General features: G+C 63.2%; 13 protein-coding genes and 1 pseudogene. 8 read left to right on the top strand and 6 right to left on the bottom strand.

All coding sequences use genetic code 11. From position 1 onward, the window contains the following. Nucleotides 1–70: 70 nt before the first annotated feature. From hisS to FJ953_RS08765, 7 genes are all read left to right on the top strand, one after another. Nucleotides 71–1,576, top strand: coding sequence for a histidine--tRNA ligase (gene hisS / locus FJ953_RS08795; RefSeq protein WP_140560409.1), 1,506 nt, complete (start codon nucleotides 71–73; stop codon nucleotides 1,574–1,576). Nucleotides 1,577–1,754: 178 nt separating this feature from the next. Next, a complete protein-coding gene (locus FJ953_RS08790) occupies nucleotides 1,755–2,876 on the top strand; it encodes an ATP phosphoribosyltransferase regulatory subunit (protein WP_140560501.1) in 1,122 nt (373 codons plus the stop codon). Then, entirely contained in the window at nucleotides 2,873–3,571 is a 699-nt protein-coding gene (gene hisG / locus FJ953_RS08785; protein ID WP_140560410.1) for an ATP phosphoribosyltransferase, read from the top strand. Before FJ953_RS08790 ends, hisG begins: the two co-directional genes overlap by 4 nt. Nucleotides 3,572–3,847: 276 nt before the next feature. Next, entirely contained in the window at nucleotides 3,848–5,620 is a 1,773-nt protein-coding gene (locus FJ953_RS08780) for an AMP-binding protein (protein WP_140623969.1), read from the top strand. 432 nt (nucleotides 5,621–6,052) lie between these two features. Then, nucleotides 6,053–6,868, top strand: a complete 816-nt coding sequence (locus FJ953_RS08775) for a DUF427 domain-containing protein (RefSeq protein WP_246672715.1) — start codon at nucleotides 6,053–6,055, stop codon at nucleotides 6,866–6,868. Nucleotides 6,869–6,897: 29 nt separating this feature from the next. Next, nucleotides 6,898–8,661 carry an MOSC and FAD-binding oxidoreductase domain-containing protein gene (locus FJ953_RS08770; protein WP_140498357.1) on the top strand — a complete coding sequence of 588 codons (1,764 nt, stop codon included), beginning with the start codon at nucleotides 6,898–6,900 and terminating at the stop codon, nucleotides 8,659–8,661. A gap of 21 nt (nucleotides 8,662–8,682) precedes the next feature. Continuing rightward, nucleotides 8,683–9,138 (top strand): VOC family protein, encoded by a 456-nt coding sequence (locus FJ953_RS08765; protein ID WP_140623965.1) that lies wholly within the window; start codon nucleotides 8,683–8,685, stop codon nucleotides 9,136–9,138. 55 nt (nucleotides 9,139–9,193) lie between these two features. Here the strand turns inward: FJ953_RS08765 and FJ953_RS30815 are convergent, their stop codons facing one another. The 4 genes and pseudogenes from FJ953_RS30815 to FJ953_RS08750 form a co-directional block, all read right to left on the bottom strand. Continuing rightward, the gene (locus tag FJ953_RS30815; protein ID WP_224684699.1) at nucleotides 9,194–9,484 is read right to left on the bottom strand and encodes a hypothetical protein; all 291 of its coding nucleotides are present in this window, start codon (nucleotides 9,482–9,484) and stop codon (nucleotides 9,194–9,196) included. Continuing rightward, nucleotides 9,481–9,749, bottom strand: a pseudogene (locus FJ953_RS30810) (TMEM175 family protein). The gene FJ953_RS30815 and the pseudogene FJ953_RS30810 overlap by 4 nt, the downstream one beginning before the upstream one ends. Nucleotides 9,750–10,319: 570 nt before the next feature. Next, nucleotides 10,320–11,192, bottom strand: a complete 873-nt coding sequence (locus tag FJ953_RS08755; RefSeq protein WP_140623964.1) for an NmrA family NAD(P)-binding protein — start codon at nucleotides 11,190–11,192, stop codon at nucleotides 10,320–10,322. Between the two features lie 45 nt (nucleotides 11,193–11,237). After that, nucleotides 11,238–11,660, bottom strand: coding sequence for a DoxX family protein (locus FJ953_RS08750; RefSeq protein WP_140623962.1), 423 nt, complete (start codon nucleotides 11,658–11,660; stop codon nucleotides 11,238–11,240). 117 nt (nucleotides 11,661–11,777) lie between these two features. Between FJ953_RS08750 and FJ953_RS08745 the strand changes: the two genes are divergently transcribed. Beyond that, entirely contained in the window at nucleotides 11,778–12,683 is a 906-nt protein-coding gene (locus tag FJ953_RS08745; RefSeq protein WP_140623960.1) for a LysR family transcriptional regulator, read from the top strand. A gap of 193 nt (nucleotides 12,684–12,876) precedes the next feature. Here the strand turns inward: FJ953_RS08745 and FJ953_RS08740 are convergent, their stop codons facing one another. Next, nucleotides 12,877–13,794, bottom strand: coding sequence for an NADP-dependent oxidoreductase (locus tag FJ953_RS08740; protein ID WP_140623958.1), 918 nt, complete (start codon nucleotides 13,792–13,794; stop codon nucleotides 12,877–12,879). 154 nt (nucleotides 13,795–13,948) lie between these two features. Continuing rightward, complete coding sequence (locus FJ953_RS08735; protein ID WP_246674753.1) at nucleotides 13,949–14,650, bottom strand: nitroreductase family protein; 702 nt, start codon at nucleotides 14,648–14,650, stop codon at nucleotides 13,949–13,951. Nucleotides 14,651–14,655: the final 5 nt, after the last annotated feature.

Genomic DNA, 14,655 nt, shown 5'->3' with positions numbered 1-14,655 from the left:
TTAGGACACGCCCGTTGCGAAAATCGCAACGCTGTTGAGTTTTCAGCAACACGAAACACCGGGCGAATCCATGGCCGACAAATCGGAAAAGACGAAAGCGCGGCTGCCGCGCGGTTTTGCCGACCGCAGCGCCGAAGATATCCGCGCCGTCGAGAAGATGATGGCGACGATCCGCTCGGTCTACGAACTCTACGGTTTCGAGCCCGCCGACCAGCCCCTGATCGAATACACCGATGCGCTCGGAAAATTCCTGCCCGACCAGGACCGGCCGAACGAAGGCGTGTTCTCCTTCCAGGACGACGACGACCAGTGGCTGTCGCTGCGCTACGACCTGACCGCGCCGACGGCGCGTTTCGTCGCCGAGAATTTCGAGCGCCTGCCAAAACCCTATCGCAGCTACCGTTCCGGCTGGGTGTTCCGCAACGAGAAGCCCGGTCCCGGCCGCTTCCGCCAGTTCATGCAGTTCGACGCCGACACGATCGGCACGCCGGGCGTCGCGGCCGACGCCGAGATGGCGATGATGATGGCCGATGTGATGGAAGCGCTCGGTATCAAGCGCGGCGACTACGTCATCCGCGTCAACAACCGCAAGGTGCTGGACGGCGTGCTCGAGGCGATCGGCCTCGGAGGTGAAGGGAATACGAGTCGTCGGCTGACCGTGCTGCGGGCGATCGACAAGCTCGACAAGCTCGGGCCGGAAGGCGTGCGGCTTCTCTTGGGACCAGGGCGCTGGGACGGCGGCAAGGAAGGCGAGGGCGACTTCGCCAAAGGCGCCGGGCTGAATGATACGCAAGCCGAGGCGGTTCTTCTGGCGACGGCGCGAAACGCGCAGGCCGGCCAGGATGCCAGCGTCGGTGCGAACGCCGTCTACCAGGAGGGCGTTGGCGAACTCGCGACCATCGAGGCCCTGGTCAGGGCGGCGGGATACGGCGAAGATCGCGTCGCCATGGACCGCTCCGTCGTGCGTGGTCTCGAATATTACACCGGCCCGGTCTTCGAGGCCGAGCTCCTGGCCGAGATTCCCAACGAGGATGGCCAGATCGTGCGCTTCGGTTCGGTCGGCGGCGGCGGGCGCTATGACGGGCTGGTGTCGCGCTTCCGCGGCGAGCCGGTGCCGGCGACCGGTTTTTCCATCGGCGTTTCCAGGCTGATGACGGCGCTGAAGAACCTCGGCAAGCTCGACAGCACCGACGTGATTGCGCCGGTCGTCGTGCTGGTCATGGACAGGGACACCGAAAGCCTCGGCCGCTACCAGAAGATGGTCAGCGAACTGCGCGCCGCAGGCATCCGCTCGGAAATGTATCTCGGCGGCGCAGGCATGAAGGCGCAGCTCAAATATGCCGACCGTCGCGGCTGTCCGGTCGCGATCATCCAGGGCGGCGACGAGCGCGCCAAGGGCGAATTGCAGATCAAGGACCTGATCGAAGGCGCGCGCCTGTCGGCCGAGATCACGGATAATGCCGAATGGCGCGCCGCCCGCCCGGCACAGGTCACGGTGGCGGAAAGCGAGCTGGTGGCGCAGGTGAAGAAGATCCTGGCGGCGCAGGCAGCCGACCGCGCGAAGGGTGGCGCTTGAGCACCCCCCTCTGGCCTGCCGGCCATCTCCCCCGCAAGGGGGGAGATTGGATGTCGCGTATGCTTTCGCCAATCTCCGTCGTGGCAGAAAAGGCGCTGCGCTCGAAGCTGCCGATCTCCCCCCTTGCGGGGGAGATGTCCGGCAGGACAGAGGGGGGTGCCTCGCGCCCATGCGCTCTGTGACCTCCCGCTATCCCGCCATCGCGGCCGACATCGCCGGCCTGTTCGCGACCCGCGACACGCATGCGGTGGAGGTCGCCGTGCTGCAGCCGGCCGATCCCTTCCTCGACATGGCCGGCGAGGATTTGCGCCGCCGCATTTTCCTGACCGAGAGCGAGACCGGGCAGACGCTCTGCCTACGGCCGGAATTCACCATTCCCGTCTGCCTCGATCATATCGCCAGCCAGGCCGGTACGCCGCGTCGCTACTCCTATCTGGGCGAAGTGTTCCGCCAGCGCCGCGAAGGCGGCAACGAGTTCTTCCAGGCCGGCATCGAGGATCTCGGCGACCGCGACACGGCCGCTGCCGATGCCCGTTCGGTGGCCGACGCGCATGCACTGCTGTCGCTGGCGCTGCCGGGCCAGCCGCTGGCGATCACGCTCGGCGACCAGGCCATCTTCGAGGCGGTGCTGGCGGCTCTCGGCCTGCCGCGCGGCTGGCGCATGCGGCTCGCCCGCGCCTTCGGCTCGGCGACGATGCTGGAGGCAGCCCTTGCCGATCTCGCCAATCCGCCGCGCAACAGCCAGCTCTCCGGCCCGGTCGCGGCACTCGTGCTCGACGGCGATCTGGACGGTCTCTCCGCGCATATAGCCGGCGGCATGGAACAGGCCGGCCTGTCGGCTTCGGCCGGACGCGCGCCGGCCGATATCGCGCGGCGGCTGATCGAAAAGGCAGAACTGCGCAGCGTGCGGCTGTCCAACGAAGCCTTCGCGGCGCTGAAGACCTTTCTGGCGATCGACGTGCCGCTCGATGGCGCGGCCCAGGCGCTCGAGAGTTTTGCCGGTGCCGCCGGGCTTTCGCTGGGAGCCGCGCTGGAAAAGTTCGCGGCGCGCGCCAAGGCCGTCGAGGCGAATGGCCTGCCGGCGCAAAAGATCCGCTATGACGCGGCCTTCGGCCGCCCGCTCGATTATTACACCGGCCTCGTCTTCGAGATCGCGGCGCAAGATGGTGAAAGGCCGCTGGCCGGCGGCGGCCGCTACGACCGGCTGCTGACGCTGCTCGGCGCCAAGACGCCGATCCCCGGCGTCGGCTTCTCGGTCTGGCTCGACCGCATCGAGGCATTGCGGGAGCGCGCGCCATGATCACGCTGGCGATCCCGTCCAAGGGCCGGTTGAAGGAGCAGGCGCTGGAGGTGCTGGCGAAAGCCGGCCTCGCCATCAGCCTGCCCGGTGACGAGCGCAAATATCACGCCCGCGTCGAAGGCATGGACAATGTCGAGGTCGTTTTTCTGTCCGCCTCCGAAATATCGGGCGAGATCGGGCAAGGTGCCGTCGATCTCGGCATCACCGGCGAGGACCTCGTGCGCGAGAACCTCGCCGACTGGGAGGCGCGCGCCGAAATCGTCGCCCGTCTCGGCTTCGGCCATGCCGATGTCGTGGTGGCCGTGCCCGACATCTGGCTCGACGTCGAGACCATGGCCGACCTCGATGATGTCGCCGCCGATTTCCGCCAGCGTCACGGAAGGCGGCTCAGGATCGCCACCAAATACTGGCGGCTGACCCAGCAATTCTTCTCGCAGAAGCACGGCATCCAGGTCTATCGCATCGTCGAGAGCCTGGGCGCCACCGAAGGCGCGCCGGCGGCCGGCCTTGCCGATGTCATCGTCGACATCACCACCACCGGCTCGACGCTGCGCGCCAACCATCTCAAGGTGCTGGCCGACGGCGTCGTGCTGCGGTCGCAAGCGTGTCTCGTCGCGTCGCGAAAGACGCGTTCCACGGCCGACGAGGCGATGCTGCGCGACATAGCGGCCAGCATGGCCTCGGTGAAGGGATAGCCTGTCCAGCATGCCTCGGCGATCGTCGTGCCTAGCGGCGGACAATTTTGTTCTTGCTTTGTGCCGGCCACTATGCTACAAATATCGCTATGGTGATGATTTGTGCCCCCGCCCTTCGAGGCGGGTTTTTCGTTTCTGCGCCATTCTCACGACCCTGCCATTCTTATGACCGTGGAAGGCGGTGCGGCCCGTCTTCGAAGCCTTGGCCCTACCTTCGGCGGGATTTCCACCATCGCGGCAGGCTGATAGGCTCGGATGTCCTGGGAGGAGAGAGCGATGCCGGTCAATCTCGACGAGCTGAAGAACGCCACCAATCTGCGCGGACGCGGCGCGTACGCCGGCAGCGTCTTTGTCGCGCCCGTCGACGGCAGGGCGCATGTCTCGGGCGAGCGTGGCGTGCCGCTGCTCGACAAGACCATTCCCGCACTGTTCTCCGACACGGCCGGCAAATACGGCACGCTCGATGCCGCCGTCTTCGTCGGCCAGGATAAGCGCTTCACCTGGAGCGAGCTTTCCGACACGGTGGATGCGCTGGCCGCCGGTTTCCTGGCGCTGGGGCTCGAAAAGGGCGATCGCGTCGGCATCTGGTCACCCAACCGCTGGGAATGGCTGGTGACGCAATTCGCCACCGCCCGCATCGGCCTGATCCTGGTCAACATTAACCCCGCCTACCGGCTCACCGAGCTGGACTATGCGCTGAACAAGGTCGGCTGCAAGGCTCTGGTCACCGCGGCCAGCTTCAAGACCTCGGATTATCTCGGCATGATCGAGACGCTGGCGCCGGAGATCGCGATGGCGACACCCGGCAAGCTCAGGGCACAGAAACTGCCCGCGCTCCGGATCGTCATCCGCATGGGCGAGGAGAACTCGCCCGGCATGTTCAATTTCGCCGATGTGCTGGCGATGGCGGGGCGCGACGAGCATGACAGCCTCGACCGCATCTCCGAGGGGCTGAAGCCGGACGACGCCATCAACATCCAGTTCACCAGCGGCACCACGGGCGCACCCAAGGGCGCGACGCTGACCCACCTGAACATCGTCAACAACGGCAATTTCGTCACCTCGGCGATCAAGTTGACGGTGGACGACCGGCTCTGCATTCCCGTGCCGCTCTACCATTGCTTTGGCATGTCGATGGGCACGATGGGCTGCGTCACCAAGGGCGCGACCATGGTCTTTCCCGGCGAGGGCTTCGATGCCGGCGCGACACTGAACGCCGTGGCGCAGGAACGCTGCACCGGCCTCTACGGCGTGCCGACCATGTTCGTCGGCCTGCTCGACCATCCCGATTTCGCCGCCTTCGACCTGTCCAGCCTGCGCACCGGCATCATGGCCGGCTCGCCATGCCCGATCGAGGTGATGAAGAAGGTGGTGTCGCTGATGCATATGTCCGAAGTGACCATCGCCTACGGCATGACCGAGACCAGCCCGGTCTCCTTCCAGAGCAGCGTCGACGACCCCTTGGAAAAACGCGTCTCGACTGTCGGGCGCGTTCATCCCCATGTCGAGGTCAAGGCCGTCGATGCCGATGGCGCAACCGTTGCCGTCGGTGCGCCGGGCGAACTCTGCACACGCGGCTATTCCGTGATGAAGGGCTATTGGGACGACGAGGACAAGACCCGCGAGGCGATCGATGCCGACGGCTGGATGCATACGGGCGACCTCGCCACGATCGATGCCGAGGGCTATTGCAACATCGTCGGCCGGGTCAAGGACATGGTCATCCGCGGCGGCGAGAACGTCTATCCGCGCGAGGTCGAGGAGTTCCTCTACCGGCACCCCAAGATCAGGGAGGTGCAGGTGTTCGGCATTCCCGACGCCAAATACGGCGAGGAGCTCTGCGCCTGGATTGTGCTCAAGCCCGGCCAGATCGCCACCGAGCAGGAGATCAAGGCCTTCTGCGCCGGCCAGATCGCGCATTACAAGGTTCCGCGCCACATCCGCTTCCGCGCCGAATTGCCGATGACGGTGACCGGCAAGCCGCAGAAATTCCTGATGCGCCAGGCGATGGTCGAGGAACTGGGGCTGGTGACGCAGAAGACCGCGTGAGGGGAGCGCGGGGCGGGAAGGTGCGGTTGCCGAGACGAGTGTGAATGTCGCATTTCGGGGCCGAAAGCGGACTGGCAGGTTATAGGCAATGCGCCTGCCAAAGTGGACAATCGCTGGGGTGGTTGAATGGCCGATTGCTGCTGCGCCGCGCCGATTTGATCGACCCATATAGCGTGCGAACGGCCGTCCCTCAGCCGGCTTGCAGTCGCCTAGCCGTCTTCCGCGAAGTGGGTGCGAATTTCCGAGCGCGCGAGCCGCTCTGGAAGTTTGCGATCGGTGGTGGAACCAATTTCTCGGACTTACGTTGCAAATAGCTATTTGCGGCTCTGCCGCGATATCGGGAACTGAGCAGTGGGACTGTCTTGGCAACAAGGTCCTCTCTCGACGGGAGCCATCGGTCGGTTTCTCGTCCCCGAAGCGTTGCCCAAGAGAATGTTATATGTGGAACGGCTGCGCCGGCGCATGCGCGTATTGTTTGGCGGGGTTTGGGTTGCCGAAAGCGACGACGTTCTCCTACTGTTTGAACCCGCCCGCTACCCGGTAGCTTATTTTCCGGAGTCCGACATTTCAGCACATGTGTTGGAGCGGACAGAGCAGATCACCCAACATCCTGATCTTGGGTCTACTTCATGGTACACTGTCCGGGTAGGCGAGCAACACGTGGCGGCCAGAGGAGCGTGGCAACACACGAACCTCCCTGCCCATGCAACAGAACTCCAGGGACGATTGGCGTTCGCATGGCGCGCCATGGATGCCTTCTATGAAGAAGACGAACGAATCCTGGGTCATGCTGCCGACCCATACCATCGCATAGATATTCGACAGAGTTCTCGTCACCTCGTGGTCCGCTACAACGACCGCGTCGTTGCGGATACCAGGCATCCATTGGGCCTGTACGAATCCGGGTTCGCTCCACGCTGGTATGTCCCTCGTGATGACATCTACGAGTCCTCCCTCACAGCGGTAAAGCTTCAGACGTTCTGTCCCTACAAAGGGCTCTGCAGCTATTATTCTATTGGCGACGCTCGTCAGGCGGCATGGTCCTACACCGACGCCTATCCCGAAGTCCGCCGCATTGCCAACCTTGTGTCGTTTGAGCCGGACATAGTTTCGGTCTTCCTCGACGACGTTCAGCTTCATCTCGAGCCTGGCCAGACGGTCGTCCCTCACGGTCCTGATCGAAATCTCGATGTGGCCGAGTTGGAGCGGGCACCTGGTGGAGGCCCCGAAATGATTGCCGGCGGCTAGCTACCGGTCGCGATTAAACGGAGCGGAGCATGGCGCGACTATTGTCCGTGAACGTGGGGCTTCCGCGCAACATCTCTTGGAATGACCGCACCGTATACACCGGCATTTTCAAAAACCCGGTAGCCGGACGTTGTCGCGTTGGCCGATTGAATTTGGACGGTGACGGTCAGGGCGACCTCGCCGGGCACGGGGGCGAGCAGCGGGCCGTCTTCGTCTATCAAATCGCATCATATCGCTACTGGCAGAAGCACCTGAACAGGACCGACTTCGTCTATGGTCAGTTCGGCGAAAACTTCACGGTCGAGGGCTTGCCAGACGATGCAGTTTGCATCGGAGATCGATTTCGTATTGGAGGCGCGCTTTTCGAGGTCACTCAACCTCGCGTCACATGCTACCGGGTTGGCATCCGCATGGACGAGCCCCGAATGCCGGCATTGCTGACTTCCAGCGGCCGGCCAGGATTCTACTTCCGAGTTCTGCAAGAAGGCGAGGTAGGAGCGGGCGACGAAATCCTCAAGGTGGGCGAAGCGAATGAACGGGTAACCGTCGCTGAGCTGAATGCACTGCTTTATTCACCGGAACATCCCCGCGTCGAATTGGAGCGCGCGGCGCGGATCAAAGCGCTTTCGCCAGGATGGCGGGGTTCTTTTGAGGCTTTGCTGCGCAGCCAATCGACCGGCGTAGAGAGCGGCAATGCCGGGCTCGCTCCGCCAGCCGCGTTACACCCTGCTGCTCCCGGATTTCAGCCGCTCGCGGTGGCTGATCTAGAGCAGGAGTCCGTGGACGTCGTCTCTCTGTCGATGCGGCATCCCGATGGAAAGCCGCTCCCGCCCGCTCTACCTGGTCAATATATCGTGCTGCGCCTTCGCCCGACCCGTTCCAGTGCTGCGCTATTTCGCAGCTACTCGCTCTCGGGCCCACTCTCGGAAGAGCGCTACAGAATCAGCGTCAAGATCGAACCGCACGGGACGGCCGGCCTTTTTCTGCGGGATCATGTGCGGATAGGCGATCTTGTCGACGTAAGCTCGCCGCGCGGAAGCTTTACATTGCAGCCTGGGCAGAGTCCCGTGGTACTGCTCAGCGCAGGCATCGGCGCGACACCTCTTCTGGCAATACTATACGCGCTGGCGGCAGCCCGGGACACGCGGCAGGTCCTCTGGCTATACGCGGCTCGCGACAGACGGCACCATCCTTTTGCAGCCGAAGTCCGCCGTCTGATGGCCAGTCTCCCCCATGGTCGCAGTTATGTCTGCTATAGCAGGCCAGACCCGGTCGACAGACTCGGCGTCGATTTTGATGCAACCGGCCACCTATCATCATTGGTCTTCAATAGTGTCAGTATCCCGCAGGACGCCGACGTCTATCTCTGCGGACCTGTCGACTTCATGGCAGACATGAAAGAGGCGCTAGCTGCATCGGGCGTCGCCCCGGATCGCGTTCGTATCGAGATCTTCAACGGGAGCGAGCCGCTGAACCCCGGTGTTGTTGCCAGCGAGCGGCGCGCGCCACATCTGCCGGAAGGCGACACCGATGCCGGTCCGCTGGTCTCCTTCGCTCGAAGTGGTGTAGCCGCCCATTGGAACCCTTCAGTGTACCGGAGCATTCTGGAGCTGGCAGAGGCCTGTGACGTTCCCTCCCGGTGGTCATGCCGAACCGGTGTTTGTCACAACTGCGAAAGTGGGTTGATATCAGGCGCGATCGCCTATGAGCCTGAACCGCTTGAAAGGCCGGCCGACGGCAACCTTCTCATTTGCTGCTCGCAACCGACCCGTGATCTAGTCATCGATTTGTAAGCTAATCGAAGGGGACGGACTATGAAGTCTGGCACAGCCGCGTTCGGAACATTATCGCTTGAGGTTGTCACACTGCCGATAAGCGATATCGATCGTGCGCTCCGGTTTTATGTGGACCGGGTCGGCTTTGCGCTCGATGTCGACTATGCGCCGAACACCACCTTCCGTGTGGTCCAGCTCACGCCGCCTGGCTCCCACTGCTCAATACAATTCGGCAAAGGCGTTACGGACGCGCCCGCAGGGTCGCTTCGCAACATCTATCTTGTCGTTACGGATATTGAGACTGCGCGAAGCCGGTTGCTCGAACGCGGAGTGGAAGTCAGCGAACTCAAGCACAAGGCTCCGATCGACGGCTGGGGTGGGGCGTTCGCCCCAGGTTTCGACCCCAACCACCGAGACTATGCCAGCTTCGCGGGCTTCTCGGATCCAGATGGCAACACTTGGGTGCTGCAGGAACGGGGACACCCTGATGTGTGATGCGCGAGCAGCGCTGTGAAATCGCAAAAACGCTGCGGAGTTAGGCCTACTTTTGTCAGTTTCGCCGCGTTTCAGCCATTGGCGGTTCGGGATTCAAATAGCCGAGCAGACAGCAGATGCAGAGACCCAAGCCCGCAAGGGGGTACTTCAGCGCAATCATTGCAGCCACGCCGAAGAGGGCCAAGGTCGTAAAGGATCGGACGCGCATGAGCCTGCGTACTTTGGGCGAAATCTTGACGCTGCTTCGCCGATCGAGCAGCTCCCAGATTAGCCCGATGTAGGTTGCATTCACCAGAGAGAAGGCGGCTGCGTAAAAGGCTACGGGCTGCGGCTCGAGTTCGCTCACCGCCATCCAAGCAGTGGATAGCGGAGCAGTGAGATCGAAAACAAATGCGCGAAATTGAACCACATGAGGTGCGGTGTCGTCTCGCGAGCGTAGCGCATGAGGTAGTGGTGATTGGCCCAGACGATGGCGATTAAGATGTAACTCACGGCGTAACTCAGCCACGTCGCCACAGGGATAGCAATGCAACGAAAGTCGGCTGACCGGGTGGTCTCAACTCCAGCACCAGCACGGTGATGAGAACGGCGAATACGCCATCAGAGAACATGCTCAGTCGTTTCTAGAGTCGCAGGGCAAGATATTTACGTCAATTGGCTGTCGACTTACCTATCTCGGCTCGGAGTTCCGGCATTCAGGGTCTTGCGAGATAGCGTCTTCCCGTGCCACTCAAACCAAGCGCCAATCGGGAAGGCAATGAAGATCGATGATCCGCTCGGATCCGGCTCACATCTCTGCCGCCATGAACGCAGACGAAAACGACCACTTTCGGGAACGTTTGAAGTTTGCTGAATGGCGGGAAAGAGGCGCATAGCAGCCGTCCAACAAACGCGCATTCGCCTTGCGCCGACCTCAAGCCTGGAGGGCACCGACCTCAGCCCTCACTCCTTCACCGCCCCCCCGTAGAGGGGGCTCGAGGAAGAATAATAGAGCACCGGCAGCGGATCGATCAGCGCGCCTGCCATTCATAGACGTTCGGGCGCTCGTAAGCGCGCCAACCGGCATGTCTTGTTTTCGCCTGCCACATCCGCTTCCGAGCTGCTTCGCGTTTCTTTTCACAGTTGAGCACTTCCCGCGCGTTGTCTAACGCAGAAGCGGGAAGTCTCCGTCTCTCCCGGACTTACGCCTTGGCGGCGTTCTGTGCAGCCTCGAACACATCTCGTGCGGACGTCGTACCGGCTACGTGCTCCGTACTCGCGGCGCCGAGGTCCATCCATCCCGCGTTCACGGCCTCGAACATTTCTTCGGCAGGTCCGGAGCGGCCCTTGGGGATGCCGAATTGCTCGAAGGCTTCCGCCCACCCTGCACGCGGGATTGCAAAGGCTTTCACGTCGCGATTGAGGACCTCACCCAACTGCCCCGCGACGTCATCGGCGGTGACCATCGAACCAACCTCGATGACGCGCTGCCCTGACCACGCCGGCCCGGTCAAAAGGGTTGCGACCTCCGCGCCGATGTCGTTCGTCGCGACCATGGTCGATGTCCGGTTTGTCGGATTGTAGTAGACCGGTAGCGTTCCGCCCTGCGCGACCTGCAAGCCGTAGAGGAAGTTTTCGAAGAACCCGCCGGCGCGCACAAATGCGATTGGCGATTTCAGGTCGCGAAGACCTTGCTCCAGAAGCGACAGGGCCGTGATCACCCCGTGCCCGCTGGTTCGGTTCGCGCCCATCGACGAAAGCGCAACCACGCGCGGCGGCGCTGCCTTGGTAAGCGCCTCGACATAGTTTGCAATCACGCCCTTTGCTTCCTTGTAATCGGGCGAGGGCGCCCAGACAGGGGGCAACATGACGAACGCGCCTTCGACGCCTCCGAGCGCTTGCTCGATGGCTGCCGGATCATTCCAATCGCCCTCCACCAGCTCCACGCCCTTGTTCGCCCAGTTGGCCGCCTTCTCGCGATTGCGGACGAGCGCGCGTACATCCTTGCGGTGCGCCAACAGATGTTCTGCCGTTGCGCCGCCAACTTTTCCCGTGATTCCCAGTACTAGAAACATGTGTTTTCTCCTGATGTCGAGGGACAGGGCACTGCCCCGGTTGGTTCAATGGATGAGCGGTAGAATGGCCCGGACTCGGGGATCGCGCAGATAGAGGCCGCCCCACGCCAGCGCGCCCAGAAACAGGGAAATGATCTCCGGCGGCGATCCCAACTCACCAATGCGGACGTGGGCGCAGATGGCACCGCCCAGAAAGCCCGTCACCAGGATCGCGCCGAGGACGGCGGTGGCCGGAATGGCGTAAAGAATGGCGCAGGCGAGTATGATCGGCCCCACGACACGGGTCAGGTCCATCGTGAACCCGGTTTCCTGCAACATGCTCGCGATTTGTGCCGGCGCGAGAAGCTGGATGGTGCCGTCTGCCACCAGAGCGATAACGACAAGCGCGCTCATGATCCGGCCGGCCCACAGGGCGCGATGCAAGGTCACGGTTTCTGCTGCCTGACGCGGGTTCATGGTTTCGGACACTTCTCGTTCTCCGATGGGGAGATCCCATATCCGAAACTTACTGTGCCTCCTGAGTGTGATAAACACTGAGAAAATGAACCAACTGTTCTCTTTATAAAAAACAATAGAGGTACGAAAATGCAGAATCTCGAGCACGTCCTCATTTTCATAACGGTAGCGGAAATGGGCAGCTTCACCCGCGCGGCCGATAGCCTGGGCATCCAGAAGGGGAGGGCCTCGACGGCGGTCCGGAAGCTGGAAGAAGACGTCGGTGCCAGGCTCCTGCACCGCACGACGCGCAGCGTGCGCCTGACGGAGGACGGGCGCGCGTTTCATGCCCGTGCCCGCGATCTGCTGGCTGAAGTCGATGATCTGCACTCGATGTTCGCCGGCGATCGCGTGGCGCTTCGCGGGCGCTTACGGGTCGATCTTCCGACCGAAGTGGCGCGCACGACGATCGTGCCGGCCTTGCCGGAGTTCATGGCGGCTCACCCCGAGTTGGAGCTGGAGGTGTCGAGTACCGACCGGCAAGTCGATCTGGTTCAAGAGGGGTTTGACTGCGTCTTGCGACTTGGTCCCATCGGAGACGAGACGCTGATTGCCCGCCCGTTGGGCCTGTTGCGCATGGTCAACGCCGCCAGTCCCGCTTATCTGGCGCGCTATGGCGTCCCTCGGTCGCTGGACGACCTCCAGCGCCAGGAACATCGGACAATTCATTTTTCGACGATGCTGGGCGCGAGACCGCATGGATGGGAATATCCGGACGGCGACGGCTACGCGACGCTTCAGTTGCCAGGCGCGCTACACGTCAACAGCGCGCAGACCTACGACGCTGCTGCCGTCGCCGGCCTTGGCCTGATTCAAGCGCCGCTTCTGGGGATTGGCCAATACTTGAAGAGTGGAGCGCTGGTGGAGATCATGCCCGATTTGCGTCGCCGGGCGATTCCCGTGTCCTTCGTCGTAGCGCATCGCGGCAATCTCTCGCGCCGCGTCCGCGCATTCATGAAATGGATCGAAGATGTACTGGCGCCGTATCTCGAATAGCGGGACGAACATGTTCGTCCCGCCTCGAAATCAACATTCTGGGTATGTCTGCCGGTCGGCGGTCGGCGGGCCAACAGAATGCGACACCGAAACCGGCGGGGCCGACATGAGATATCGCTGCTCGCAACCTATCCGGGGCCGCCCGTCTGGACGAAATCGAGGAGAGAGGAACCGCCCTCTCTCCCCCAAGTCCTCACGGACGAACTCGGATGACCGTTTTCCCCGCGCGTCGCTCGATCGAGTTGAAGGCGGCGATCGCCTCGTTGAGGGGCGCGACTTTGCCGATGTTCGTCCGCAGCCGTCCGTCCCGCACCCGCTGGACGATCTCGCTCAGCTGGGCACGATCGGCTTCGACGACGAAGTCGACCGCCAGGCCATCCACGGGCCTCGCCTCGGCCGGGCCGACGACAGTCACCATCGTGCCTCCGGCTCGGATCAGCGCCGCGGACCGCTTCTGGATGTCGCCGCCGATGACATCGAACACCAGATCGACGCCGCGCACGTCTTCGAGGGCGTCGTTCTCGAGGTCGACGAATTCGTTTGCGCCGAAGTCGAGCGCCTTCTGGCGGTCGGCAGAGCGTCCGGTGCCAATGACGTAGGCGCCGGCCTCTCGTGCGAGCTGCGTCACCATCGACCCGACGGCGCCGGCCGCGCCATGCGCAAGGACGCTCTGCCCCGCCTGAAGGCGGCCGTGCTGAAACAGTCCCTGCCACGCGGTCAGGCCCGAGATCGGCAGGCTAGCGCCCACCGTGAAGTCGACATCGCCCGGCAATGGCGCGAGGTTGCGGGCCTCGATGGCGATATACTCCGCCAGGGTGCCGTCGCGATACCAGTCGGCGAGGCCGAACACCCGCTGGCCCACCGACAGTCCCGTCGTACCGTAGCCCAGGGCGGTGACCACCCCGGCCAGCTCGTGCCCGGGGATCGATGGCGTCCGGTCGCGATCGACGCGATCGGTCCAGGTCGAGGGCCACGTCAGCTCGGTCGGGACGAACCCCGACGCATGGATCTCGACGACGACATCGTTTATCGCCGCCTGCGGCTCGGGCCGCTGCACCACCTTCATCCCGGCCGTTCCTGCAGCCTGGTCCGTCACTACGATCGCTTTCATGGGAATTGTCTCCTCAGACATTTGTTGGTTCGGGGTAATTTACGGGCGTGGAAGGTCTTCGATCTCTCACGCAATCAGCCATTGGCGCGGCGCCTTCCGCGAGAGCGGCAGTTCTTGCCATCCTTGTCTCCGTAAGATCTGGAGTTGCTGGGGATTATGCAAAGTCCAGGACATCGGCCACCGGCATGCGCGGCTTCTGCGGCCAGTTGCCGGCTCGCTCCGGCCCGACGGTCAGCAGCATGACCGGCACTTCGTCTTCGGCCAGGCCGAACTCGCGGTGCACCGCCTCGGCGTCGAAACCGATCATCGGTGTCGAACCCATGCCCAGCGACCGGGCCGTGTAGATGATCGCCGCGGTGCCGAAGGTCGCGGAGCGTACCGCCTCGTCGCGCTGGCGCTGCGGCTGATCGTCATACAGACCGCGAGCGGGGATCTCCCACTCCGGCACCAGGTGCGCCGGCATGATGCCGGCTTCCACCACGGGCGCCAGGCAGGCTGGGACGGTGCTGGCATCGGCCAGCCTGCCGATGATGATGAAGGTCACGGCCGCATCGGTGATCGCCGGCTGATTCCAGGCGATCGGGCGCAGCCGTGCCTTGGCTTCCGGCGAGCGTACGGCGATGAAGCGCCAGTTCTGCAGGTGGAAGGAGGTTGGCGCGGACGTGCCGATACGCACCAGGTCGCGGATTTGGTCGTCGCTCAGGGTGGCAGCGGGATCGTAGTACTTGGCGGCGCTGCGGCTCAGGATCGTTTCGATGACGGCATTCGTCGCGAAAGCGTTTTCGCTCTTCCCGGTTTGCGCGAAGATCTGGGCGCCTACGCGGGTTGCGGGTCCGGTGGTGGCGAGGCAGTTCATTGGAT

The sequence above is a fragment of the Mesorhizobium sp. B2-3-6 genome, from assembly GCF_006442305.1.
Classification (GTDB): Bacteria; Pseudomonadota; Alphaproteobacteria; order Rhizobiales; family Rhizobiaceae; genus Mesorhizobium.
The sequence above is the reverse complement of the archived record's forward strand: the minus strand, read 5'-3'. Positions and strand labels throughout refer to the sequence as shown.

Coding starts and splice junctions, on each gene's coding strand:
- hisS (WP_140560409.1), top strand. CDS start 71: ATGGCCGACAAATCGGAAAAGACGAAAGCGCGGCTGCCGCGCGGTTTT.
- FJ953_RS08775 (WP_246672715.1), top strand. CDS start 6,053: ATGTTATATGTGGAACGGCTGCGCCGGCGCATGCGCGTATTGTTTGGC.
- FJ953_RS08780 (WP_140623969.1), top strand. CDS start 3,848: ATGCCGGTCAATCTCGACGAGCTGAAGAACGCCACCAATCTGCGCGGA.
- FJ953_RS08765 (WP_140623965.1), top strand. CDS start 8,683: ATGAAGTCTGGCACAGCCGCGTTCGGAACATTATCGCTTGAGGTTGTC.
- FJ953_RS08755 (WP_140623964.1), bottom strand. CDS start 11,192: ATGTTTCTAGTACTGGGAATCACGGGAAAAGTTGGCGGCGCAACGGCA.
- FJ953_RS08745 (WP_140623960.1), top strand. CDS start 11,778: ATGCAGAATCTCGAGCACGTCCTCATTTTCATAACGGTAGCGGAAATG.
- hisG (WP_140560410.1), top strand. CDS start 2,873: ATGATCACGCTGGCGATCCCGTCCAAGGGCCGGTTGAAGGAGCAGGCG.
- FJ953_RS08735 (WP_246674753.1), bottom strand. CDS start 14,650: ATGAACTGCCTCGCCACCACCGGACCCGCAACCCGCGTAGGCGCCCAG.
- FJ953_RS08740 (WP_140623958.1), bottom strand. CDS start 13,794: ATGAAAGCGATCGTAGTGACGGACCAGGCTGCAGGAACGGCCGGGATG.
- FJ953_RS08770 (WP_140498357.1), top strand. CDS start 6,898: ATGGCGCGACTATTGTCCGTGAACGTGGGGCTTCCGCGCAACATCTCT.